This is a genomic window from Cyclobacterium lianum (assembly GCF_900143075.1).
GTDB classification, from domain to species: Bacteria; Bacteroidota; Bacteroidia; order Cytophagales; family Cyclobacteriaceae; genus Cyclobacterium; species Cyclobacterium lianum.
Genome location: NZ_FRCY01000004.1, coordinates 389247 through 414843 on the forward strand (window position 1 = coordinate 389247; position 25597 = coordinate 414843).

At 46.5% G+C, this 25597-nt stretch carries 23 protein-coding genes; 18 read left to right on the forward strand and 5 right to left on the reverse strand.

What is annotated here, in order from left to right; all coding sequences use genetic code 11:
- Nucleotides 1-55: 55 nt before the first annotated feature.
- Together BUB19_RS08770 and BUB19_RS08775 are read left to right on the forward strand one after the other, a co-directional pair.
- Nucleotides 56-1636, forward strand: coding sequence for a sulfatase family protein (locus tag BUB19_RS08770; RefSeq protein WP_073094121.1), 1581 nt, complete (start codon nt 56-58; stop codon nt 1634-1636).
- Nucleotides 1637-1657: 21 nt separating this feature from the next.
- Nucleotides 1658-5482, forward strand: coding sequence for a PVC-type heme-binding CxxCH protein (locus BUB19_RS08775; RefSeq protein ID WP_073094122.1), 3825 nt, complete (start codon nt 1658-1660; stop codon nt 5480-5482).
- 7 nt (nt 5483-5489) lie between these two features.
- On the opposite strand, the gene BUB19_RS08780 is transcribed toward BUB19_RS08775, so the two are convergent.
- Nucleotides 5490-6107 carry a hypothetical protein gene (locus tag BUB19_RS08780; RefSeq protein WP_073094123.1) on the reverse strand — a complete coding sequence of 206 codons (618 nt, stop codon included), beginning with the start codon at nt 6105-6107 and terminating at the stop codon, nt 5490-5492.
- A gap of 130 nt (nt 6108-6237) precedes the next feature.
- Between BUB19_RS08780 and pdeM the strand changes: the two genes are divergently transcribed.
- The 14 genes from pdeM to BUB19_RS08855 all read left to right on the forward strand — a co-directional run bounded on the left by pdeM (nt 6238) and on the right by BUB19_RS08855 (nt 19428).
- The gene (gene pdeM, locus BUB19_RS08785; protein WP_245802814.1) at nt 6238-6921 is read left to right on the forward strand and encodes a ligase-associated DNA damage response endonuclease PdeM; all 684 of its coding nucleotides are present in this window, start codon (nt 6238-6240) and stop codon (nt 6919-6921) included.
- A 43-nt stretch (nt 6922-6964) separates the two neighbouring features.
- A complete protein-coding gene (locus BUB19_RS08790) occupies nt 6965-7855 on the forward strand; it encodes a cell division protein FtsX (RefSeq protein WP_073094124.1) in 891 nt (296 codons plus the stop codon).
- 3 nt (nt 7856-7858) lie between these two features.
- Nucleotides 7859-8065 (forward strand): DUF3098 domain-containing protein, encoded by a 207-nt coding sequence (locus BUB19_RS08795; RefSeq protein ID WP_073094125.1) that lies wholly within the window; start codon nt 7859-7861, stop codon nt 8063-8065.
- A complete protein-coding gene (locus BUB19_RS08800; protein ID WP_073094126.1) occupies nt 8065-8859 on the forward strand; it encodes an undecaprenyl-diphosphate phosphatase in 795 nt (264 codons plus the stop codon). Before BUB19_RS08795 ends, BUB19_RS08800 begins: the two co-directional genes overlap by 1 nt.
- Nucleotides 8856-9545, forward strand: a complete 690-nt coding sequence (truB, locus tag BUB19_RS08805; protein WP_073094127.1) for a tRNA pseudouridine(55) synthase TruB — start codon at nt 8856-8858, stop codon at nt 9543-9545. The genes BUB19_RS08800 and truB overlap by 4 nt, the downstream gene beginning before the upstream one ends.
- Nucleotides 9532-10482 (forward strand): bifunctional riboflavin kinase/FAD synthetase, encoded by a 951-nt coding sequence (locus tag BUB19_RS08810; RefSeq protein WP_073094128.1) that lies wholly within the window; start codon nt 9532-9534, stop codon nt 10480-10482. Before truB ends, BUB19_RS08810 begins: the two co-directional genes overlap by 14 nt.
- On the forward strand, nt 10475-11170 hold the full coding sequence (locus BUB19_RS08815) for a CoA transferase subunit A (RefSeq protein ID WP_073094253.1): 696 nt from the start codon (nt 10475-10477) through the stop codon (nt 11168-11170). The genes BUB19_RS08810 and BUB19_RS08815 overlap by 8 nt, the downstream gene beginning before the upstream one ends.
- Before the next feature lie 12 nt (nt 11171-11182).
- Nucleotides 11183-11845: a 3-oxoacid CoA-transferase subunit B gene (locus BUB19_RS08820; protein ID WP_073094129.1), complete on the forward strand. Its 663-nt coding sequence runs from the start codon at nt 11183-11185 to the stop codon at nt 11843-11845.
- A gap of 58 nt (nt 11846-11903) precedes the next feature.
- The gene (gldC, locus tag BUB19_RS08825; protein WP_073094130.1) at nt 11904-12242 is read left to right on the forward strand and encodes a gliding motility protein GldC; all 339 of its coding nucleotides are present in this window, start codon (nt 11904-11906) and stop codon (nt 12240-12242) included.
- Between the two features lie 236 nt (nt 12243-12478).
- Nucleotides 12479-13213, forward strand: coding sequence for a ferritin-like domain-containing protein (locus tag BUB19_RS08830; RefSeq protein ID WP_073094131.1), 735 nt, complete (start codon nt 12479-12481; stop codon nt 13211-13213).
- A 16-nt stretch (nt 13214-13229) separates the two neighbouring features.
- Complete coding sequence (locus BUB19_RS08835) at nt 13230-14039, forward strand: ferritin-like domain-containing protein (protein WP_073094254.1); 810 nt, start codon at nt 13230-13232, stop codon at nt 14037-14039.
- A gap of 397 nt (nt 14040-14436) precedes the next feature.
- Nucleotides 14437-17325 carry a TonB-dependent receptor gene (locus BUB19_RS08845; RefSeq protein WP_073094133.1) on the forward strand — a complete coding sequence of 963 codons (2889 nt, stop codon included), beginning with the start codon at nt 14437-14439 and terminating at the stop codon, nt 17323-17325.
- An 11-nt stretch (nt 17326-17336) separates the two neighbouring features.
- Nucleotides 17337-18809, forward strand: coding sequence for an SGNH/GDSL hydrolase family protein (locus BUB19_RS08850; protein WP_073094134.1), 1473 nt, complete (start codon nt 17337-17339; stop codon nt 18807-18809).
- 13 nt (nt 18810-18822) lie between these two features.
- Nucleotides 18823-19428 carry a nucleotidyltransferase family protein gene (locus tag BUB19_RS08855; protein ID WP_073094135.1) on the forward strand — a complete coding sequence of 202 codons (606 nt, stop codon included), beginning with the start codon at nt 18823-18825 and terminating at the stop codon, nt 19426-19428.
- A gap of 1 nt (nt 19429) precedes the next feature.
- Here BUB19_RS08855 and BUB19_RS08860 read toward each other — a convergent pair whose 3' ends face one another.
- From BUB19_RS08860 to BUB19_RS08870, 3 genes are all read right to left on the reverse strand, one after another.
- The gene (locus tag BUB19_RS08860) at nt 19430-20746 is read right to left on the reverse strand and encodes a sugar MFS transporter (protein WP_073094136.1); all 1317 of its coding nucleotides are present in this window, start codon (nt 20744-20746) and stop codon (nt 19430-19432) included.
- Between the two features lie 15 nt (nt 20747-20761).
- Complete coding sequence (locus tag BUB19_RS08865; protein WP_073094137.1) at nt 20762-21514, reverse strand: glucosamine-6-phosphate deaminase; 753 nt, start codon at nt 21512-21514, stop codon at nt 20762-20764.
- A gap of 79 nt (nt 21515-21593) precedes the next feature.
- A complete protein-coding gene (locus BUB19_RS08870) occupies nt 21594-22994 on the reverse strand; it encodes a Gfo/Idh/MocA family protein (protein WP_073094138.1) in 1401 nt (466 codons plus the stop codon).
- A gap of 172 nt (nt 22995-23166) precedes the next feature.
- On the opposite strand from BUB19_RS08870, the gene BUB19_RS08875 reads away from it, so the two are divergent.
- On the forward strand, nt 23167-24324 hold the full coding sequence (locus BUB19_RS08875) for an acyltransferase family protein (protein WP_143155970.1): 1158 nt from the start codon (nt 23167-23169) through the stop codon (nt 24322-24324).
- Nucleotides 24325-24328: 4 nt separating this feature from the next.
- Here the strand turns inward: BUB19_RS08875 and BUB19_RS08880 are convergent, their stop codons facing one another.
- Nucleotides 24329-24784 carry a GAF domain-containing protein gene (locus BUB19_RS08880; protein WP_073094139.1) on the reverse strand — a complete coding sequence of 152 codons (456 nt, stop codon included), beginning with the start codon at nt 24782-24784 and terminating at the stop codon, nt 24329-24331.
- Between the two features lie 101 nt (nt 24785-24885).
- Here BUB19_RS08880 and BUB19_RS08885 point away from each other — a divergent pair, with 101 nt between their 5' ends.
- Entirely contained in the window at nt 24886-25590 is a 705-nt protein-coding gene (locus BUB19_RS08885; protein WP_073094140.1) for a 16S rRNA (uracil(1498)-N(3))-methyltransferase, read from the forward strand.
- Nucleotides 25591-25597: the final 7 nt, after the last annotated feature.

The window sequence follows — 25597 nt, forward strand, 5'->3', positions numbered from 1 at the left end:
TGCTTTTCAATATTGTAAATTTATAAAATAATACGCTAGCTACCTGAGCATCTAAATGAAGAAAAAAGTCAATTTTCCAGTAAGCAATGGCCTTGTCCTCATATTAATTTTTTTCCTGGAAGCTGTGTCCTGCACCCATCAGGAAGCAGAGGAGACATCTGCTCCGAAACCTCCGAATATTTTATTTATTTTTTCCGATGATCATGCCTTTCAGGCTATCAGTGCCTATGGCAATCGGCTTGCCGCGCTTGCCCCCACGCCCAATATAGACAGAATAGCACGCAGGGGCATGCGATTTGACAAGGCCTACGTCACAAATTCCATCTGCGCACCTTCCAGGGCTACCGTTCTTACGGGGACCCATAGCCATGTGAATGGGCAGCGCACCAACGGGGACACCTTTGACGGGAGCCAGATTACCTTCCCGAAATTGTTAAAAGAAAATGGATACAGGACCGCATTGATCGGCAAATGGCACCTTCGCTCTGCTCCTACCGGTTTTGACCACTGGGAAATCCTACCCGGACAGGGGCATTATTACAACCCGGAATTTATCACTGCCTCAGACACTACTGTCGTATCCGGTTATGTCACCGACCTGATAACGGACAAGTCATTGGAATGGCTGGAAGCAAACAAGGATGGGGAAAAACCGTTGTTACTGATGCTACACCACAAGGCTCCTCACAGGGAATGGGAAAAAGGACCTGATCACCTAACCTTGTACGAAGACATAACTTTTCCAGAGCCGGATAATCTTTTTGACGATTACAGTACCCGTGGTACCGCTGCCAGAGAGCAGGACATGACCATTGAAAAAACAATGCAGACAGCGTCGGATTTGAAAATCTGGAGCCCGGAATACAGCAGGCAGGGCAGTTTCCAGCGTACCTATGGCAGGATGAATGCCGAACAAAAGGCTGGCTGGGACGCTGTGTACAATCCCATTATTGAAGCATTTGAGCATAAAAACCTTCAGGGAAAAGAGCTGGTAAAGTGGAAATACCAGCGATATATGAGGGACTACCTGGCCACCATTCGTTCTGTCGATGACAATGTGGGCCGCATACTGGATTACCTGGAGGAGAATGGACTGGAAGAAAATACCCTGATCGTCTACTCCTCAGACCAGGGATTTTACCTGGGTGAGCATGGCTGGTTTGACAAGCGCTTTATGTATGAGGAGTCCTTCAGGACGCCTCTTTTGATGCAGTGGACCGGTAAAATCCCTGCAAATACCGTCAACAATGATTTGGTGTCCAACCTGGATTTTGCACAAACCTTCCTGGAACTTGCAGGAGTGGAAGCACCTGACCGCATGCAGGGTCGCAGTTTGCTGCCCCTCATGATGGGGCAATCACCCGACACCTGGCGGGAATACCTCTATTACCACTACTACGAATTCCCGGGAGTACATAGTGTACAAAAGCATGAAGGTCTGACAAGTAAACGCTACAAACTCATGCATTTTTATGAGCTTGACGAGTGGGAAATGTACGATCTGGAAAAGGACGCAAAGGAGATGAATAATATCTATGGAGACCCCGCGTACGAAGCTATCCGGGCCAATTTAAAGGACCGACTGAAAAGGATCAAAATTCAATACGGCGTGATACATCCCAGAAGTACCTATTGATCAGCAAATAAACCCAAATATATGCGAATCTTTCATTTTATTATTCTATCCGTCCTGGTGGTAAGCTGTGGACCCGGCGGAAATGACCGGGAATCCAGCACTCTTGCAGATACAGCCAAACTCGAGATCATTCAGGATGAAACCAGCGGGCAAATCCAGGTCTTTAGAAGGGACTTACCGGAAAAGGCCATCCTGGTGCAGGAAGCCAGAAAGGGATTCAGGCCCTATATCCACCCTATCCTGGCACCAGATGGTTCCGGCCTGCTGACCCAATACAGTCCGGGACATCACAAACATCAGACCGGGTTATATTGGGGATTTACGCAGGTAAATGGTCGGGATTATTTTCATCATCCAGGGGAGAGCCACTGGAAGAAAATAGCTGCCAATGTGATTCAGGCATCGGGTGAAACGGTAGCCTGGCAAACCGTCTATGAAATGCTGGACAGCCTGGGACAACCTCTGATGACGGAGACACAGAACTGGTCTCTTACTTTGAATGAAGGAAAATATTTCCTGGATCTGGAATGGACAGGGCAAGCCGAAACAGCGGTTAACATCGGAAAATACGATTATGGTGGACTCTTTCTCAGGATGCCCTGGTCTGAAGGGATCGATGCCGAAGTCATCAATACTGCAAGACAGAAAAATGAAATGGCGGAGGGGCAGCCTTCCATGTGGCTCAACATAGGCATGCAGGTGCCTGATCGGGACAATCGGGTAAACATCGCACTTTTTGACCATCCCGATAATAAGGGGTATCCCCAAAAATGGCGGGTTGACGGACAATTTGGCGTGGGACCTGCCTACACCCGGGACGAGGATTGGGAGATTGCTGCAGGAGAAGAACTGGTATTAAAACACCGGCTGCTGGTATATACAGATGAATTCCAGGACCTGGCCCTGACCGATGCCTGGGGGCAATATACCGGCAATACCGGCATGTACAATACCACTGCGCTTTGGAGAATAGCCCAGGAGGAAGGCAGAAAGGCAAAATTTCTCAGTCCGGACGAAGCCGTAGCAGAAATGACCGTTAAACCCGGATTTGAGGTCAATGTCTTTGCTGCTGAGCCCATGATCACCCAACCTATGGCTTTTTGCTGGGACGACCAGGGCAGGCTTTGGGTGGCTGAAAACAGGGATTATGAATCCCGTGGGCATGGTTTCTCCAACGCGGGCGACAGCCGCATCCTGATATTGGAAGATAGCGATGGGGATGGTATTGCGGACAGCAAAAAAGTTTTTATGGAAGGCCTGGCCTTTCCGGCTGCTTTGGCCGTTGGATTCGATGGGGTATACGTGGGAGCACCTCCCAACCTGCTTTTTATCCCCGACAAGGATGGTGATGACAAGGCCGATGAGGAGGATATAGAAGTCTTGCTAACAGGTTGGGGCATAAGGGACCGTCACGAAACCCTAAACAGCTTACATTGGGGGCCAGATGGCTGGTTGTATGGCCTTCAGGGATTTGCCACGCCGTCAAAGATCAGGAAACCGGCTGGAGCAGAAAAAAAGAAATTGTATTACCACAAAGACCGATTTCCGGAAAATTTGCTTGAGGGGGAAGGCGTGGATATCAACGGAGGAGTGTGGCGCTATCATCCGACCAAAAACCAATTCGAAGTGGTAGCCCATGGCTTTAGCAACCCCTGGGGTATCGATTATGACAGCAAAGGACAATTGATCATGAGTGCCTGCGTAATCCCCCACCTTTGGCATGTGGTACCCGGAGGCATTTACCACCGGCAGGGAGGGCAACATTTTAATCCTTACGTGTATGAGGATATCAAAACTATTACGGATCACAGCCACCGTTCTGCGCATGGAGGTGCGCGGATTTACCAGTCCGATGCTTTCCCGGAGGAAGAGCACGGCAAGGTATTCATGGCCAATATTCATGAGCATGCCGTGTTGACGGATAAATTGGTTCCCGATGGCTCAGGATTCAGTGGACAGCACGGTGATGATTTTCTTTTGGCAAATAATGCGCAATGGGTAGGTTTCAGCATGGAAATAGGACCGGAGGGAGGTGTATATGTACTTGACTGGCATGATGCTGACATCTGTGGACAGGAGGTGCTACATGGTGAGACCGGGAGAATTTTCAGGATCATGCCAGAGCAATCCGGGGCCGAAAACTGGGAGGGCCGGTATCAGGACCTGAACAATTTATCTGACTTGGAATTGGTCAAACTGCAAACCAGCAACAGTGACTGGCACTCCAGAAGAGCGCGGGGGATATTGCAGAAAAGAGCGGCAAAGGATGCTTTAAAGGAGGAGACCATGACCGGCCTGAAGGACATATTTGACAATAACAAAGATCCGGATTACCGGCTTCGGGCATTATGGGCCCTGCACCAGATTAACGGCTTGCAGGACGAGGAACTGGTCTCCCTTCTGGAAGACAGCGACCCCTATGTAAGGGCCTGGGGCATACAGTTGCTTTGTGAAGACAAGAATCCCCCCGCCCGGGTTCGGGAAAAATTTCGGATGTTGGCAGAAACCGACCCTGCAGCCACAGTGAGGTTATACCTGGCTGCTGCCCTGCAAAGGGTTCCCGAGGCATGGAAATGGGAAATAGCCGCTGCACTGATGCAGCGTGAGGAAGATCAATCGGACCACAATATCCCCAAAATGATCTGGTTTGGTACAGAGCAGCTGATCGAAACTAATCCGGAGAAATTTCTCGAACTGGCTTCCTCCTCAAACATCCCGCTATTGACCCGTTTTATGGCCAGGCGGGCTGTGGATGAAGACCTGCTGGCTGATTTGGTAAGCACCATTCAGTCGGCAGATCAAAACAAGATCTGGCTTTTGGAAGGCATGCTCAATGGGATGGAAGGGCGTACGGATCTGGAGGTGCCGGCAAATTGGAAACAATCAGCAAAGCAACTGGAAAAAAATGACCGATTGAAAGATTTATCGGCACGGATATCTGCCAGATTCGGAGATGCTGCTGCCACCCAAAAAGCCCTGCATGACCTGCGTAGCCGGTCTGAAACCGTTGAGACAAAAATAAGAGCCATACAAATGCTTTCTGCTCAGCAGAAGCAGGAGCTGACTGCTCTCCTCCCCCAACTTCTCGATGACAGGGAACTCCGGCTGGCGGCAATCAAGGCAGTGGCAAACTACAACAATTTATCACTGGGAGAAAGACTGGTAGACCTGTATCCAGGGGGATCTGAAGAGGAAAAAACAGCCATCCTGCAAAGCCTGTCCAGCAGATCTGTATATGGGAATCTGCTGATGCAGCAACTCCAATCCGGTAATATTTCCAAAAAAGAAATTCCCGTCACGCTGGCCCGGCAATTGCACAGGGTAATCGGGAGCGGATTTGTAGAAGTCTGGGGTCCGATCGAGCATGTACCAAATGATAGGGAGGCCTACGAAAATTATCGGAAAATCCTAAAGTCAAAGGCACTGCAGTCTGCCGACCTAGCTGCCGGTAAAAATACTTTCATGCAATCCTGCGGAAGCTGTCATAAAATGTTCGGTGAAGGTGCCGATATTGGACCGGACCTGACGGGCTCCAACCGGCAAGATCCGGAGTACATTCTGCTCAACGTACTGGAACCGAGTGCTGAAATACAAGATGCCTATAGACTGGTAATCATCACAACCCTGGATGGCAGAACCTACACCGGAAATGTAGTGGGTGAAAGCCCGAGGCAAATCACCTTGAAAATTGCCGGCCAGGACCCTGTACAGATAAACAAATCAAATATCCAAAACAAGGAAACCACAGACCTGTCACTTATGCCACCGGGCTTATTCGAGCCATTGTCTGATCAGGAACTGATCAACCTGATGGCCTACCTGCAAAGCCCGCGAAAAATCGAATGAGGGCCGGTCAATAAATCTTGATTCTAACACCTGCGACGTTGTTCAGCAAATGGTTCCATTTTGAGGAAGGTGCCCCCCATTGGGGCTGTTCACCAAAAAACTTACCAAGCTCATACTGAAATTTGTAAAAAACACCCACGTAGCGATTGAACTCAAAATTTACCCCTGCATTAGGTGCCAGTACGGCTCTGGTAAAAATCCTGGTACTGTTGGCAGGAAGCACCATTGGTTCCTCAGATTTGGGAGAAATGAATTCAAAGCCAGCTTCTGCACCATAAAAGAAGGAAAGAAAATCACTGTAATAATAATCATATCGATAGCTTCCCCTGGTAGTAACCAAATGTTGGTATTGACCGAGTGAATCTTCAACTTCATCTGTGATTCTATCTCTCCTGTAGATTCCGACATTGAGTCCCCAGGTCATCATATCGGCAGAAAAAGAAGTCAATTCCTGCCTGCCTGCAGCCAGTTCGATACCCAAAGCGGGTGCATAAACGTCTCTTTGATTACCGAGGAGGTATTTGTGGCTCAGTCCGGCACTGAGCTCCAGCTCCTGGGCTTTGCTCTGTGCTGAATACAAAACCAGCAACAGTGCTCCGATCAGAAAAATTGGTTTGGTTTTCATTTTCAATAAGTAGGAAATAGTCGTCAATCACAGCAGCCCACCATGCAGGGGCAGGCGCAATAAATGTTTATCCAGTCGATCGGCAATTTCTATACCAAAACTTCTACCTTTGCGTAAATAGCAACTGAACTTGAATCTGACAACAGCGGGCAAATACATCTGGCAATACGAGAGGCGGCGGGTGCACCTGTTAAAGGAAAAAGCCATTTGGCTGGAAGAGGAAGCGGCCATTCTTATAGCAGATACCCATTTTGGCAAGGCGGGGCATTTCAGAAAATCCGGAATCCCAATTCCGGAAAGCGTGCATGAATCCGATTACCTTAAACTCCGTGAGCTGATCACTACGCTGCAAGCCAAAAAAGTATTTTTTCTCGGTGATCTGTTCCATAGTGATCATAACGGTGCCTGGACTGTTTTGCTGGATTTCCTGGATATGCATGCTCATGTAGATTTTCATCTGATAATGGGCAATCACGACGTCTTGCCGGCGGCAATGTACAGCACTAGCAGACTCTCGATACATAGAGAATTTTTTTCAATCGGGTGTTTTGTTTTGAGTCATGAACCATTGCAGGAAGTAGCAGACGGAAAAATCAACATTTGCGGGCACTTACATCCCGGCATAGTGATCAAAGGAAAGGGAAAGCAGTCGCTCAGGTTAGCCTGCTATTTTTTAGCAGACAATCGACTGATACTACCTGCCTTTGGATCTTTCACCGGACTGGCAAAAATGACTGCCAAATCAGCAACTGCCTTGTGGGCAATTGGTCCTGAAGCGGTAATCCCCTTCAAATTAAAAAATAAGGTTTGTTAAGTCAAGATACCTGATTAATTTTGAAACCCGTAAAGAGAGCATAATGGCCAAAATGCAAAGAAAAAAAACCAGGCTGGGCAGCTACAAGTTTGCCAGTGTGCTATTCAGCATTACCCTGTCACTGCTGATGATGGGCTTATTTGGCGTGATCGTTATTCAGGCAAAAAAATTAACCAGTCTGATCCGGGAAAACATTGAGATACAGGTATTTCTAAACAAGGATGTAGAAAAAGCTTCACGGGACAGACTGCTCTCACAAACGGCCGCCAAGCCTTATGTCCTGCAAAAAGAGGATGAGACGACCGTGCAATTCACCTCGAAGGAAGATGCAGCGAGTTTATTTCTGGATGAGGTGGGCGAAGATTTTACTGCTTTTCTGGACGAAAATCCCCTTAGAGATTCCTTTACGTTTTCCGTAAAAGACGAATATCAGACCCCGGAGCAAATTTCCATTATCGTCTCGGAATTGGAGAAGCTGCCCGGCGTATTTGAGGTTACCTACATGCAGGACATGGTGGCATCGATCAACGAAAACCTGCTGAAAGTGAGCATCGTTTTGGGAACACTGATTTTGATTTTATTGGTGACTGTGGTTATTCTCATTAGCAATACGATCAAACTGGCCCTGTTTTCGCAACGTTTTCTGATCAGGAGCATGCAGTTGGTGGGTGCCACAAAGGGATTCATCCGAAGACCCTTCCTCTGGCGCGCTTTTCTGTATGGTGCGCTATCCGGCATCATTGCCTCTGCACTTATATTTGCCTTGCTGGAATACGGAAAAAATTTTATCGAAGGATTACAGCTTCTCTACGACATGGAATTGCTTGCCCTACTTTTCGGAGGCCTGATTCTGTTGGGAGCGCTGATGTCCTGGTTGAGTACTTACCGTTCTATTAATAAATACCTGAACATGTCTCTGGACGAACTTTATTGAAATATGAAAAACAATCCGCTACCTTTTACCAGAAGGAATTACCAGTTGATGTTAATTGGCATCGCCATAATTGTTTTGGGATTCACCATCATGGGCATGGACAGACAGCTACACGGCTTTGGTTTTATGGGACTTACCCTTGGCCCGGTCACCGTACTTTTTGGATTTCTCTTTCAATTTTACGCCATTTTTTATAAAAAAGACAATTAATGAGTTTTTTTGAAGCAATCATCCTGGGCATTGTCCAGGGTTTAACTGAATTTTTACCGGTCTCCTCCAGTGGTCATTTAGAGATCGCAGCAGTCCTTTTGGGAAGCAGTAATTTACCAGAGGAGAGTCTGATGTTTACCGTAGTGGTGCATTTTGCTACCGCGCTGAGTACCATTGTGGTGTTTAGAAAAGATGTGTATGAGATCATAAAAGGTCTTTTCCAATTTAAGGACAACGAAGAAACCCGATTTTCGCTGAAGGTTATCCTTTCCATGATTCCGGCTGCCATTATCGGATTGTTTTTTGAGGAACAATTGGAGCAGTTATTTGGAGGGAAAGTAGTCTTCGTAGGCTTTATGCTCCTGATTACTGCCTTGTTGCTATTCCTGGCAGATCGGGCCAGAAATACGGGAAAACCAGTTTCCTACGTACATGCCCTGATCATTGGCATCGCGCAGGCTATCGCCATGCTACCGGGTATTTCCCGCTCCGGCGCCACCATATCCACCTCTGTTTTATTGGGAATCGATAAAAACAGGGCCGCCAGATTTTCTTTCCTTATGGTAGTACCGCTTATCCTGGGGAAGATCGGCAAGGATATTCTGGATGGTGCGCTCAGCTATCAAGATGATCAATTCATCACCCTGATTGTAGCCTTTGCGGCGGCTTTCGTTGCAGGACTCGCGGCTTGTACCTGGATGATCCAGCTTGTAAGGAAGAGTAAGCTGAGCTATTTTTCCGTGTATTGCCTAATCGTAGGATTACTGGCTATTGGCTCTGTTTGGTATCGATGAGCAGTCAGGAAAAACCATATGGCGCCGTTTTTCTGGTTAATAAACCCTATCAATGGACATCGTTCGATGTGGTAAAAAAAATCAGGAATGCACTAAAGATTAAAAAAGTAGGCCATGCAGGCACACTGGATCCGCTGGCCACCGGCTTGTTGATCGTCTGTGCTGGTAAGGAAACCAAAAATATTGAAGGCTATCAAGCGCAGGAAAAAGAGTATGAAGGCACGATTGTTTTGGGAAAAACCACCGAGTCTTTTGACCTGGAGAAAGAAATAAAAGAAGTAGCTGAGCCCTCCCACCTGACAGAAGAAGAGATACACCATGCTGCAGGAAGGCTCACCGGCGATATCCTGCAGGTACCCCCTATGCACTCTGCCATCAAAAAGGATGGGAAAAGGGCATACAAGGCAGCAAGAAAGGGCATTGATGTCAAACTGGATCCCAGACCTGTGAGGGTGCTCCGCTTTGAGATAACCGGAATTGATTTGCCGGAAATCCATTTTAGGATAGCCTGTTCAAAAGGTACCTACATCAGGAGCATAGCAAGGGACATGGGCGAGATACTGGGCGTAGGGGCCTATCTGTCAGTCCTTAAGAGAACAGCGATCGGGACATTTAAGCTGGAAGATGCCTGGAATCTGGATTCTCTGGTAGCTAAAATTAAAAGTGAGCAGCATGAAAATTTATAAATCTCTTGCTGATTTACCCCATTTTGAAAACCCCGTGGTGACCATCGGTACCTTCGATGGTGTACACCTGGGCCATCAAAAAATACTCAAAAGGCTTCAGGATATCGCCCGTACAATTCAGGGAGAGACGGTATTGGTATCGTTTTGGCCCCATCCGAGAATGGTGCTGTTTCCGCAGAGTCATGGCATCCATTTGTTGAATACCTTTCGTGAAAAAACTGCCTTGTTGGAACAGTTTGGCATAGACCACCTGATCAGTATACCTTTTACGCGTGAATTCGCGGCGTTAACATCTGATGAGTTCATACAGGGCATATTGGTACAAAAAATCAAAACCAGGAAACTGGTGATTGGTTATGATCATCGATTTGGCAAAGATCGGGCGGGAAGTTTCGAACATTTGAAAGCCCGTCAGGAACAGTACCGGTTTGAACTCGAAGAAATACCCCGTCAGGATATTGACGACGTAGGCATTAGCAGCACCAAAATCCGAAAGGCGCTATATAAGGGAGACATCAAAACTGCAAATGAGTTTCTTGGCAGACCCTATCAACTCGAGGGTAATGTGGTACGGGGTGATAAGATCGGCAGGACCATAGACTTTCCTACCGCAAATATACAGGTAGCAGATCCAGATAAGCTGATACCTGCAGATGCCGCATATCTGGTAAGGGTGGAAGTAGGAAAAGAGGAATTTGCCGGCATGTTAAACATCGGTAACAGGCCAACAGTAAGTGGTACCAGCAGAAGCATAGAGGTACATCTACTCGACTTTAATAGGGAAATCTATGGAGAAAACATATGTGTGTTTATGCTTGACTTTTTGAGGGCACAAAAAAAATTTGCAAATTTAGCGGAACTGAAAGACCAATTGGAAAAAGACCGGCAGTTTGCCAGAGCCTTCTTTCAAAAGGGAAATGGACACAAAAATGATTGATAAAAGCCTGAACAATGCTTCTGAAGCCATTCGCGACATCACTGATGGGGCTGTGTTGCTTTTGGGCGGCTTTGGGCTGTGTGGAATCCCCGAAGCTTCCATCAAGGCCCTTGCGGAGCGCCAGATTAAAGACCTGACCTGTATTTCCAACAATGCCGGTGTGGATGATTTTGGCATCGGCCTCCTGCTGAAAAAAAGAATGCTCAGGAAACTAATTGCCAGCTATGTCGGCGAGAATAAGGAATTCGAAAAACAGTATGCGGCAAGTCTGTTGGAGTTGGAGCTGATCCCACAGGGAACCCTGGCGGAGCGGATAAGGGCGGGTGGCGCCGGGATTCCGGCATTTTTTACACCTGCAGGTATTGGCTCTGATGTGGCAAAGGGAAAGGAGATCCGGGAATTTGACGGAAGATTGTATTTACTGGAAAGGTGGATAAAAGCAGACTTTGCCCTTATCAAAGCCTGGAAAGGCGATACTGCCGGCAACCTGATTTACCGGGGAACGGCCAGGAATTTTAATCCTTTGATGGCTGCAGCCGGAAAAATCACCATTGCCGAAGTAGAGCAACTGGTACCTGCGGGAGCCCTGGACCCCAACCATATCCATACGCCAGGTATCTATGTGCAGCGTATTTTTCAGGGCGAAAGCTACGAAAAAAGAATAGAAAATGTCACGATTTCAGCCTAATCCAGCCAGCAAATGTTAAGTAAAAGTCAGATTGCCAGGAGAATAGCCAAAGAAATCAAAAACGGCCAGTACATCAATTTGGGCATCGGCATACCTACCCTGGTGGCCAATTACATTCCGGATCATCTGCAGGTCGTATTCCAGTCAGAAAACGGCTTATTGGGAATAGGCCCCTTTCCGAAAGCGTCCGATACCGATCCGGATCTGGTCAATGCAGGTAAGGAAACCATTTCCATGGTGAAAGGCTCTTCCCTTTTCGACTCTGCCGAAGCCTTTGCCATGATCCGCGGCGGACACATCGACATGGCCATATTGGGAGCACTGGAGGTCTCCGAGAATGGAGATATCAGCAATTGGAAAATTTCATCCGGATTGGTCAAGGGTGTAGGGGGGGCCCTGGATCTGGTAGCATCAGAAGCCCGACTCCTTGTAGCCATGCATCACTGCCATAAGGACGGAAGCTCAAAGCTTTTAAAGGAATGTAAATTACCGGTAACCGGTGTGAAATGCGTCCACAAGATTTTTACTGACCTCGGTATTTTTGGCATTCTTCCGGAAGGCGGGTTTAAGTTACTGGAGAGGGCTCCCGGAGTGAGCCTGGACGAAATAAGAAGTAAGACTGAAGGGAAATTAGTGATCAAAGGAGAAATTCCCGAAATGGAAAGTTTTGACTGAGTCCTATACCAAACGTTTCGATAATCTTTGCTAGTTTTGTGACCTCAAAACAACAACAATGAAAAAATCTGAAATCAAATTTTCCGTAGCCCTTGACGAAAAGAATCTGCCAAAAAGCATAGAGTGGGATGCATCGGATAAAGAAACCGTGGGATTGGAATCTACCAGAAGTATCAGTCTGAACGTTTGGGATAACCTCAACCAAAGTACCCTACGTATTGATCTTTGGACGGACGAAATGTCTGTTGCTGAGATGAAGCGGTTTTACATTGATATTCTCGGTGGCATGGGTCAGACCATTTTAAACAGTACCGGTGACGAATATTTTTCTGAAGAAATCAAATCCCTGTGTGACCGGCTTGTCAACCATGTCAATGAGGAAAATAAAACCAAATAAATTTCAAAAATATAGCCCATTTTAACATGGGCTTTTTTGTATCCTCCCTATCCAAACAGGAATTCTTTTTAATTCTTTTCCCCCCTTGCAGATCCAAAAGGATTGATTGGTTCGTAAGTGATTGATGGAAACCATATAGTGTTACTCATCCCCTTAGCTAAGCCCTGGCTTACTATAAAAATGAGCCATGCTAGAGGTTAGCTTCAATAATTTATTAACCAATAACCAACAGTATCATGTCGAAAACCAGTAAATCAAAAGTGGAAGCCCCTTTGGATTTCCGACTTAATGGTTCACGAAGATCTTTTATCAAATACGGAGGAGCCACTCTTGCGGCCTCTGGATTGTTGATTTCAGGTTGTGAACACCTGGAGCAAATTCTCCCAGACAAGGGAAAGGGTAAACCTGAAGGTCACCCACGTCCGGTAAATCTGGGCAGTGGTGACACAGGCATTTTGAACTATGCCTATGCACTTGAACAGCTTGAGGCTGCATTTTACATTGAAGTGGTCAACATGCCTTACAATGGCATACCTGAGGAAGAAATGGTGATCATGGAGGATTTACGGAAGCATGAAGTAGCCCACAGAGATTTCTTAAAGGCAGCCTTAGGTGATAAGGCCATTATTTCCCTGAGTTTCGACTTCAGTTCGGTGGATTTTTCCAACCGGCAAAGTGTCTTAAGTACTGCAAAAACCTTTGAAGATCTAGGCGTTGCTGCTTACAATGGTGCTGGTAGGCTATTTGAAAGTACTGATTTGCTTTTGATTGCCGGGAAAATTGTTTCTGTAGAGGGAAGACACGCTGCAGCAATCAGAAGTGTTTTGGACGAGGATTCCAGGTCATTTGCAGGAAGCGATGTCATCGATGGCGACGGATTGGACAGGGCGTTTAAACCCGAAAAAGTCCTCGAAGCAGCATCCCCGTTTATCCTTAACAAAATAAATGCAAATCAATTACCAAAATCTTAAAACGGAGGAAGCAATCATGAACATATTTAAACTATTAAAAAACTATGATGTGAAGCCTGAAGGAATAGAAAACTTCATATCAAGAAGAGATGCCTTTGAAAAACTACTTGGATTAGGTAAAAAAGCGGCATTTGCTGCAATACCCCTTTCACTTGCCGGTGTAGCAACAAATAACAAGGCTTCTGCTCAATCTGCGACTTCGGAAGATCTGGCTGATGTGCTTAATTTTGCATTGACACTGGAATACCTGGAAGCGGAATTTTATACAATGGGATTAGATACAAATGGTCTTATTCCTGCCGGTAAGGACCATTCTATCATTGAATTGATCAAATTTCATGAGGTCCACCATGTAGACTTACTGAAAACTGTCATCGATTCACTGGGAGCCACTCCGGTTTCCAAACCCGATTTCGATTTTACCGCGGGAGGAGCCTTTAATCCTTATGGGGATTACCAACAGTTTTTGGCTTTAGCACAAGCTTTTGAAGATACAGGCGTCCGAGCTTACAAGGGGCAGGCGGGGAACTTATTTTCTAATGGCGATTTATTGACCGCTGCGCTGCAGATTCATTCCGTGGAGGCCAGACATGCATCAGAAGTGAGGAGACTGAGGGGTTTGAAAGGCTGGATTCTTCAGGACCAGAGAGGTGAAGCCATGCCCGCACAAACACAAGCTGTCTATAATGGCGAGGACAATTTGGTGCAAGGAGGAGTAGATGTCACCACAGTTAGCCTTGTTGGTGCAGATGGGGTGACAGAATCCTTTGATGAACCTCTTAATAAGAATGAAGTACTTATTATAGCTGGATTATTTATAGTCTGAATCCTCTTATCCGGACCTGCATCAGAAAGGTTTTTTTATACCTTCCATGGTCTGGATATGACCTGATACTGAAACAGGTCGGCAGATTTTAGAACCAAATAAATGCCTGAAATAGATACAGGAGTGATTATCCACAGCGGATGAATTGCTCCTGTTTTTTCTATTTGCACTAATCGCATTTTCATTAAAAGCCACCCAACCAACAGCAATTCATTGGAATAATGGTGCAAATAAATTAAATTTTCATTACCTTAAATTAAAATTAACCGTTTAAAAATAAAACGCTATTTCATCATTTATCTATGAAGTATCAATACCAATTCTAAAATATAAATAATGATTATAAACTTTTGACTGAGAAATTAACGTATTTTGCTAAACTAAACCCAAACAAATCATGAGCATCTCTATAAAGGCATATAGATTATCCTTCTGGATCGCAATACTGGGTTATTTCCTTTTTAATGCTCAGACCAAAGCCCAGAATACGGTATCCATTTCAGGAAAAGTAATTGAATCCGAAACCAAAGAGCCTTTAATCGGGGTCAATATTTTGGTTAAGGGTAAAGTTATTGGAACCATTACAGATGGGAATGGTAATTACAACCTTACTGTCAGCCAGGCCCCACCACTGACTTTGATTTTTTCCATGATTGGCTTTGCCAGTAAGGAAGTCGAAATAACGGATAATGAGGTAAGCGGGCTACAGGTAATTCTGGAAGAACAAACCATGCTGGGCCAGGAGGTGGTCGTCTCCGCATCGAGAGTAGAGGAAAGCATCCTGCAATCTCCGGTGACCATTGAGAAGATGGATATCCTGGATGTTCGGGAAACGGCAAGTGATACCTACTACAAGGCAATTGCAAACCTCAAAGGAGTAGATGTAACGAGTACTTCCATCAATTTTCAAATTTTGAATGCAAGGGGCTTTAATTCCACCGGCAATACACGTTTTGTACAATTGACGGATGGGATGGACACCCAGGCCCCCGCATTGAATTTTCCCATTGGCAATCTCAATGGACCGTCGGAGCTGGATGTTGAGAGCGTTGAATTTATTCCGGGAGCTTCCTCGGCTTTGTATGGACCCAATGCATTCAATGGCATATTGCTGATCAACAGCAAAAGTCCATTTGAATACCAGGGCCTGAGTGCTTCCTACAAGCAGGGCATAAACCACATTGGGGGCAGAGCTGGCGAGCCTGCTTCTCCTCAACCGATGTTTGAGGGATCTATTCGCTATGCACATGCTTTTAACAACAAGCTGGCTTTTAAATTGAGCGCTTCGTTTATGGAGGCAGAGGACTGGTATGGTACCGATCAGACAGATCTGAACGCGGCCGCTCAGGGAGACCTTCCCTTTAATCCCGGCGAAAACCGGGTTCATGTTTTTGGAGATGAAGTCGCTAACAATATAGGCCTGTTAAGAAACGTTAGCTCCCTGCAACAGCAGGCCAACGCATTCGGATTAGGAGGGTATATCGCCAGTATTCCGGACCAGGTGGTATCCCGAACCGGGTACGATGAGCGTGATCTGGTGGACTACGGCGCGAAAAATTACAAAGTAAGCGGCGCCGTTCATTACCGGATCAATGATGCCACCGAACTCTCTTATACCCTCAATTATGGCTCGGGTACTTCTGTCTATACCGGAGCTCAGCGTTATTCCCTGAACAATTTCAACATCACTCAGCACAAACTTGAGCTGAAAACAGACAATTATTTTATTCGGGGGTACACTACCCGGGAAAATTCAGGTGATTCGTACATTGCAGACCTTACAGGAGTGAATATCAACGATGAATGGAAAGGGAATGCGCAGTGGTTTGGCGAATACACCTTAAACTATATGGCTGCGCTTGCGCTGCAACAGGTGGCTCCCGGAGCCGCCGGATCTACCGAACAGCAGGCTGAGGCCCATCGTTTTGCCAGGATACAGGCAGATCAGGGACGTTATTTGCCTGGATCAGGTGAATTTCAGAACGCTGAGCGAAATATACGTTCAGACTTCATACCGCAGGGTTCCCTGTTCAATGACAGGTCCAGAATGTATATGGCTGAGGGACAATATGACTTTAAAAATGAAGTTGATTTTATGGACTTACAGGTAGGAGCTTCCTACCGGATATATGACCTACGTTCCAACGGGACTATTTTTGCAGATGTTGAAGGAAATGATATTTCGGTGACGGAGTTTGGAGGCTATGCTCAGGCTTCGAAGCGCGTTTTGCAGGAAAAATTAAAACTCACCGGATCGGTCAGGTACGATAAAAATGAGAATTTTGAAGGTCAATTCAGCCCCAGGATCTCCGGTGTGTATACGGAAGGCAACAGTAATTTCCGACTTTCCTACCAGACCGGTTTCCGGATGCCAACCACCCAGGCCCAGCACATTGACCTGAATGTGGTCTCAGCACGTTTGATTTCAGGACTTCCCTATTACAGAGAAAAATACAATGTCTTTGAAAACGCCCTTTCCCTGGCCTCTGTGCAGCAATACACAGCAGCCGTGGCCGCAGGAGCCAGCCCCGTCGCAGCATCCGCTACCAATCTGCTGCAAGCGGTGACAGAGCTCCCGGCATTGAGACCCGAACAAGTCAATTCCGTTGAAATCGGTTTCAAAGGATTGCTGGCCGATAACAGATTGTTGATAGATATGGCTTATTACTACAACATTTACAACGACTTCATTTCTCAGACCGCGATCAGGAAAGCACCCGGGCCGGTATTCCCGGGCGCATCTCCGAGCTCGGATCAGGGTGCCATCAATGCGATCAATGCCCCTACCCTTCTGACTCCCGTCACCATTCCCGGCCAGGAAAACACCTTTCAGACTTACACCAATATCGTAGACCGGGAAGTGAGGGCGCATGGCGCAGTGCTGGGCTTCACCTATAATCTTCCCAAAAACTACACCATAGGTGGAAATTATAATTTCAACCGACTGATAACGGCGTTTGAGGAGGGCTTTCTCTCAGAGTTTAATACCCCTGAACACAAATACAACATCCAGTTTGGAAACAGAAAAGTTTTCGAAAAGATGGGCTTTAACCTGAGCTACCGCTACCAAACTGCGTTCAGGTGGGAATCCTCTTTTGCCAGGGGCGAAGTGCCAGAGATCCATAATGTTGACGCTCAGGTATCATACAAATTGAAGAGCCTTAAAACCGTGGTTAAATTGGGTGGGTCCAATATGCTCAATAACCGGTATTTTCTCAATTTCGGAGGACCTACCATTGGTGCCATTTATTACCTTTCCCTAACCTTCGACGAGCTTTTGAATTAACCCCAGGAAAAATGAAACGAAACTTCTATTACTTTCCTTTATTTCTTCTGTTGGCATTTGGAGCATGTGACGGTTTCTATGAATTTCCGGAACCAACAGATGCCGATCCAAGCTCCGGCCAGGTAGATTTCAGCAAAACCATTGCTATCGGGAGTTCTGTAACAGCCGGAGTAATGGATGGTGCCTTGTACAATCGGGGTCAGCAAAATTCCTATGCAGCCATACTGGCAGAGCAATTGAAGGCTGTTGGCGGAGGTGATTTTAACCTGCCGGATGTAAATGCCGAAGTTGGACAATACGTGCTGAGTCCGCCGGGAAGCAATATCGGACGACTGATTTTGCGCATCAACCCAAATACAGGCGCGGTAGTACCCGCGCCTATAATGCCTGGTAACCCACTTCAACCCTTTGAAGGAAATCGTTCCGAAATCAACAATTTTGGGGTGAATGGCATGAATCTGGCTGCTGCGCTATCTCCAGAAACCGGAAACACCAATGCTCCTTCAAACCCCCAATTTAACCTGCATTATGCCAGATTTGCCAGTAATCCCGGTACCTCCACCCTCGTCGGCGATGCGGCTGCTGCTTTAGCCAATGGGGGTACCTTCTTCCTCTTTTGGCTGGGCAAAAACGACGTACTACCCTATGCACTACAAGGAGGGGCCAATGAATCGCTGCTGCCCTCGGACGAAGACTTCGAATTATTGTACAATACTGCTTTAGAAAGTATGCTGCAGGCCAATCCGGATGCTAAGGGTGCGGTAGGAAATATTCCTGATTTGAACAGCCTGCCTTTTTTCAGTACCATCAGTTGGAATGCGCTGCCGCTGAACCAGGCCTTTGCCAGCCTGGCAAACGGTGCGTTTGGGGAATACAACCAGGCGCTGGATGACGTTGAACAGGCCGGTTTGATCAGCACCGAGGAGAAAAGCCTCCGGCGGATCAGCTTTCAGCCCGGATTGAATGGCTTTGTGATGGAAGACAAAACCCTCACGGACCTCCGGGGAATGGGTATCCCATCTATCCGGCTCAGCAATCCCGGGGACAAGGTAGCACTAACCCTGGCAACCGTACTCGGTGAGGCGGTGGATGGCAGTCCGACGGCCATACGGGGCGTCACGGTACCAGTCGGCGATGAATATGTTCTGTTACCCCAGGAACAGGAGTTTTTAGAGGAAAAAACAAATACCTTCAATGGTGTCATTCAAGCTGCCGTGAGTGCCCGGAATGAAAGATTGGTTTTGGTCGACGTCAATGATTTTCTCAACCAGGTAGCCTCGGGATTGGTCAATGCAGGATCGGTACCCCTTTCCAATTCCATCATTCCTCCTAACGGGGCTTTCTCGACAGACGGTGTTCATACCAATGCCAGAGGAAATGCATTCCTGGCCAATTATTTCATGGATGCACTGAATCAGAAATGGGGAAGCGTGATCCCGAAAGTGAACCCCAATGCCTTTATAGGAAACGATCTTCCCAGGTGATTCTGATACATACATGATACAGACAGCAGCCATCATCCTTTCCGCAGGAAATTCAAGCCGCCTGGGAACGCCAAAACAGCTCCTTAGCTATGAAGGACAAACCCTGATTGAAAGGGCAATAGCGACGGCGAAAACGGCAGGTTGCGACCCGATAATCGTGGTGACCGGCGCTTTCAGAAAGGAGATTGAAGCGATTATCCGCAATCTGGAAGTTGAAATCGTCAAAAACCATGATTGGGAACAGGGAATGGGCAATTCTATAAGCATGGGCATCTCGGTTCTCCAGAAAATATCCCAGGCAAAGCAAGCCATTGTCATGCTATCTGATCAGCCTTTGGTACCTGCTAAGCACCTGGAGACCCTGATACAGACCAAATCCCGGGGTACAAAAGACATCGTGGCCTCTCTTTATAAAACCAGGTTAGGTGTTCCGGCTCTTTTTGATCAAAACTGTTTCGCCTTGCTTCGTGGATTAAAAGGTCCGGAAGGAGCCAGGAAAATGATTGGATCGCAAAAAGACAATACGGAGTCCGTGCTCTTCGAAAACGGAAAAGTTGACATCGACACCCGTGAGGATTACCATGCACTACTGGCCGGCGATCTGGACCATTTCGACTGATTCAGGACCATTTTCGGATACTGTGACCTTTAAAAGCATAAAACATCAGGTAAATGTAACAGGGTACCAATACCCAATATGCTTCTCTTAGCCCGATTTCGTCTGCAAAGTAACCATAGATCATTGGCAGAATGGCATTGCCACAAAGGCCCATGATCAAAATTGACGCACCAAGTTTGGTGAATTTTCCCAATCCATCCAGGGCTAAAGGCCAGATGCCGGCCCATACAAGAGAGTTTGCCAGGCCCAAAAGTACTACGAACCATATCGAGATGTCGACCTGCATGCCCTGAAAAGAGACACCACCTTCAATCCACAATATGGCAAAAGTAAACAGCAGGCCCATGGTGGTAAAGGCCTTCAAAACAGTGACCTGTGAAAGGTACTTCGGAATTGTGATGATGCCGAAAATATAGCCGGCTATCATCGCTGCGAGGGTGTAGGAAGGAAAGACCTTCGCATCCAGCAGAGAAATATCCATGGATATGGCATAGCTCATGATGGTGTCAATGGCGATCACCTGAGTCCCCACATGCAAGAAAATGGCAAGTGCGCCCAATATCAAATGGGGAAATTGAAGGATATAGGATTTATTCGCATTCGCCCTGGAGACCGAATCGGTCTCTGTCTCGGTATTGATCTCCGGCAGGGGAGAAATCCGAACCAGAACTCCCAATATGACCAGTACCGCACCCACCAGGCTATAGGGAAGGATTACCCGGCTGATCAACTCATCCAGAAACATATTCTTCTCCAGTTCGCCCATCGCCGGTAACTGGGAAATGATCTCATCGTCCGACACACGGAGAATCACGGCAGCAAATAGTAGTGGTGCCAGTATCCCGGCACCTTTATTAAGAATACCCATGATACTGATCCGCTGTGCTGCACTTTCCTTTGGACCCAAAATGGTAATGTAGGGATTGGCGGCGGTTTGCAATACTGCCAGTCCGGCACCGATCATAAATAAACCCAATAGAAACAGCTCGTAGGTTCTAACCATGGCTGCAGGAACGAAAACGAAAGCACCCAGAGCCATGATCCAGAAACCTACCATCATGCCCTTCTTAAAGCCCACCGCCTTTAACAAATACGAGGCCGGCACTGAGAAAATAAAATAGGAAATGTAAAAAGCAAAGGCCACCAGGTACGATTGAAAATTATTCAGTTCGCAGGCGATTTTGAAATAGGGTATCAATATGGCATTGACCCAGGAGACAAAACCAAAAATAAAGAATAATCCTCCTATAATGGCTATGGAAATGTACGTCTGCCTTGGATTCAGCGAGCCTATTTCTACCGTTTGGGTTTTTGACATGCTTGTATCTGAGGGTCAATTAAAGGTATATCCGCCATCCAGCATGGAGGCCGCTGCCTCATCCAGATAGAGCGCACAGTCTGGATGCTCCTGAAGGATACTGGCTGGAAATTCAGGGCTAACCTTGTTTTCCAGACAGGATTTGACTGCTCCAGCTTTTCTTTCGTCCGGAACGGAGCAAATGATTTTTTTAGATTTCATGATCTGCCGGATAGACATGCTGATGGCTTTTTTGGGAACTGCCTGAAGGTCGGGAAACCAACCCTCGCCCAACTGCTGTTTTCTGCAGGCCTCATCCAGATCCACAACCAGATAGGGTTCTTCTGTTTCAAAATCTGCTGGAGGGTCATTGAATGCCAGATGTCCATTCTCTCCTATACCTACCAGTGCGACATCTATGGGATGGTCTTGAATCAGGGCTCCCAGGCGGGATGTTTCTTCTTCAGGGTTCTTCTCTCCATCTATCAGATAATAGTCCTTCAAGGCTTTCACTTTACCCAAAAATCGTTCCTTCAGGTATTTTCGAAAACTGGCCGGATGGGTGATGGGCAAACCCAAATATTCATCCAGATGAAACATGCTCACTTTCGTCCAATCGATTTCCTGGTGACTCAGGAGGGTGTTCAATGTTTCAAATTGGCTGGTTCCGGTCGCTAAAATAATATTCGCTGAGCCTTTCTTGTCAATTGCGGACTGAATTGCCGCCGCGGCATGATCACCTGCCAGCTTACCTAATTCTTTTGGGTCTTTTCGTTTATAAATTTTCATTAAAATGATTTATTGATGGTATAAAACTTAAAAATGGTTGAAAAAAGGGGCAATACCAAAGCCTTTTACAGCTATGGTATCAGCCGGTAAGTATATTTGTATTGCCTCCTTTGCTCAATGAGACATCTACCGGTTCATTGTTTCTCCATGCTCCTCTGGTAAAATCCGGTATGTCTATGGTTTCACTGCGATTGGCTACCGACCATTCGCTCAGAGGTGCCACTGCACTCCAACTGGCAGCGTCATAAACGTCCATATCCAGGGGAATGCCGTTTCTCAGACAGTCTATCAGTCGCCAGTCCATCAAAAAGTCCATGCCGCCATGGCCTCCGATTTGTTTGGCAAGTTCACCAATTTTCTGGACAATAGGCGGATAGTAGCCCTGCTCCAATTCTCTCATGGCATCTTCCGAAAGCCAGCCTTCATGTCCGGTAGATATTTTACCGGGTTCGGGGTATTTCTGGGCAAATGCTTTGGTGCCGCTGATGGTATGCAGTCTGGAATAAGGTCTGGGAGAGCTGACATCGTGCTGAAGCATAATTGTACGACCCAAATGTGTTTTTATAGTGGTCGTATTCATATTGCCACGATAGCTCTTGCCGGCAAATTGCTTGTAAAAATCATCTTCAGCAGCAAGCGCCTGCGCCTTTTTTCCCATCATAAAATCATCACTCGAAACGGCTACCAGATAATCCATCTGGTCTCCCCTGTTGATATTCATGAGCTGGGCCACCGGGCCGAGGCCATGGGTGGGATACAGGTTTCCGTTCCTGAAGTTTTGCTTCAGGCGCCACATGTCAAAATACTTGGTCTTGGAAAAGTTTCCCTCCAATATGTCGTGAATGTAGGCCCCCTCTCCATGTATGAGCTCACCAAAATACCCTTGCCGCGCAAGATTCAGGGTGAGCAGTTCAAAAAAATCGTAGCAAGTGTTCTCCAACATCATGCAATGCTTGCGGGTCTTTTCAGAAACCTCTACCAGTTGCCAGCACTCCTCCAGGCTGATTGCCGCAGGCACTTCAGTAGCCGCATGTTTTCCCTGCTCCATGGCATATACGGCCATGGGTGTATGTAAATACCAGGGAGTAGCGATATAGATCAAGTCCAGATCTCCGGAGGTGCACATTTCTTTCCAGGCATCTTCAGAACCTGTATAAACCGCCGGATTATGTGGGGTATCCTTAATTCTTTCCTTTACATGTGCTATCCTGTCTGCTCGGAGATCACAGAGGGCCTTAATTTCGACTCCCTCAATTTTGCTCATCCTGACGACTGCTCCAGGACCGCGATTTCCGAGTCCTACAAAACCTATTCTAACTTTTTCCAGAGGCGGCGCTGCATATCCACTCATATTGAACTCAGCAGCCGGTGCAGCAGGGCCACTTTTAGTAGCTGCCTTGATTTCTGAAGACCAGCCAGATAGACCCGCTAACCCCAGTAAACTTCCTACTTTCAGAAAATCTCTCCTGTTCTTTTTCATCATAAAATTGGACACTTAATTTACAAATACAAGCCATTGGCAGTATATACCAACATCCAATGGAAGGAATAAAAATACTTTTTAAATTCAGAAAAATAAAATATATTGGAAGCAATCCTCTAAATCAAAGGATTTTTGTGTATAAAAGCCCAAATCACCTAATATATTAATCATGAATAAAACCACCCCTAAAGGTCCCAAAAAAGACCCGGAACTGGAATCACCCGTATCCGCCGATCCTCAGAAATCCAAACGATTACTTTCCATCGACGCTCTCCGGGGTTTCGATATGTTACTGATCGCCGGAGGAGGTACCTTTTTGGTTCTGCTCAAGGGTAAGACAGGTATCGCTGCGCTGGACTGGGTAGCAAACCAGCTCACACATCCGGCCTGGAATGGATTTACCTTCTACGACTTCATCTTCCCCTTGTTCCTGTTTATAGCCGGAGTTTCCCTCACATTTTCGCTGAACAAAGGCCGCTCTCTGGGCCTGTCAAAAGCTACCTTATACAGAAAAACATTCATCCGAATGTTGATTTTGATTTTACTGGGGATCTTGTATAAGAATGCGCCCATCACTTTTTTTGAACCCCAGCAAATCAGGCTGGGAAGTGTACTGGGAAGAATCGGTCTGGCCACTTTTGTATCTACCCTTCTCTTTCTCAACCTGGATTTCACGAAAAGACTGCTAACAGGACTGGGAATCCTGCTCCTGTATTATGCTGCTTTGTACCTCATCCCGGTACCCGGCTACGGAGCCGGAGACCTCAGCATAGAAGGAAATCTGGTAGGTTGGTTTGACAGGACTTTTCTTCCCGGAAGGCTGCTACAGGGCAACTATGATGAACTGGGTTTGCTGACTCAGTTTCCTGCACTTTGCCTTACCCTCTTTGGCACATTGGCTGGTGAGATCCTCGGCAGAGCCTGGCTGGATCACCGCAAAATCAAATACCTGGCCATAGCAGGAATTGCTGTCGGACTATTGTGGAGCCTTCATTTCCCTATCAACAAGCACCTCTGGACCAGCTCGTTTATCCTGCTCACCACAGGGATGGCCTTTTTATTTCTGTTGATATTTTACCTGATCATTGATGTCTGGAAAATCCGTAAGTGGGCTTTCTTCTTTCAGGTGATCGGGCTGAATTCGTTGACGGTGTATTTTGCCTACAGTTTTATCAATTTTAATTATACCAGTGAAAAATTATTTGGCGGCTTGTATGCGCCCCTACCCGAAGGCTGGCAGGAGGTATTTCAGGCATTTGGTGCATTTTTACTGGTCTGGATTTTCTTGTATATCCTCTACAGGCTGAAAATATTTGTCAAAGTATAGCCGGCTAAATGGCTTTTGCCATGGATGCGGCTACTTGCATCAGCATGCTGGCTTCTTGCGCGGAGAATTCATAGGGATCCTTTTTGGCAATTCCCAGGGTTCCAAAGAGAATACCCTCCTTCAGCATGGGAGCTGTAATGGCCCCTTCCACCTTGGTGTCTTTGGCTCCCGGCCTTACTACTCCTGTATCATCAGATTGCAGGTTACATACCTGCACGGCCTCTTTCCTTTCTGCGGCGATGCCTGCCATTCCTTTTCCTATGGGGATCTGAGACATTTTTGGCAATAGAAAATCCGGTATACCCACCTGTGCTTTCAGCTCCAGTAGGTTGCTTGCTTTGTCAAGCACATGGACGGTGCCGGTGACACATGAAAATGCTTCCAGTGTTTCTTCCAGCCAGGCCTGCCAGTCCGGATTGCTAGTCTTTTTGATCAAATGTGTATGCATTCTGGATTCCATATCAGATAATTGTACGCTCGCTCATAGCCTGCAATAATACGGATTTACTCCTTATCTTTTATGCGAAATTGCATAAATTCGTAAAAACAAACATCCGGCCTATGCAACTGTTTTTTGAAGCAAATATCAGTGGTGAATCTTTTGAATTGGAGAAAAAAGAATCGCATCACCTGATCAAGGTCCTGAGAAAAAATAAAGGTGATACCGTACTTTTCACCAACGGGAAAGGATCTTTTTTCACATGTATGATTGAGGACAACAATCCTAAAAAATGTCGGTTAAAAATCATCGGACAGGATTTTTTTCCCCTGGAGGAGTTTCACATCCATTTGGCCATAGCCCCTACCAAAAACCTGGATCGTATGGAGTGGATGATGGAAAAGATCACAGAAATAGGATTTAATGAAATCACCTTTTTGAAAACTACCCATATAGAACGAAATCAGGTAAACGTAGACCGCCTGACCAAAAAATTGGTTGCTGCCTGCAAGCAAAGCCAGAAAGCATGGCTGCCGGTATTGAATGAAATGGTAGATTTTGCAGATTTTATTTCTGACCAGTCGTTTGCTACCCATGAACGATTTATTGCTTATCTGGACAAGGAAAACAGCAAACACTTGTTTCAACTGGCCAGTCCCAACCAATCCTATCTGGTCCTTGTCGGACCCGAAGGAGATTTCAGCCCTGGAGAAATTACCCTGGCATTGGAAAAAGGCTTCCGGCCCTGTTCTCTGGGTAAACATCGATTGAGGACGGAAACAGCAGGATTGGCTGTGGTCCATTCCCTGAATTTGCTGCATGCATGAGCCTATA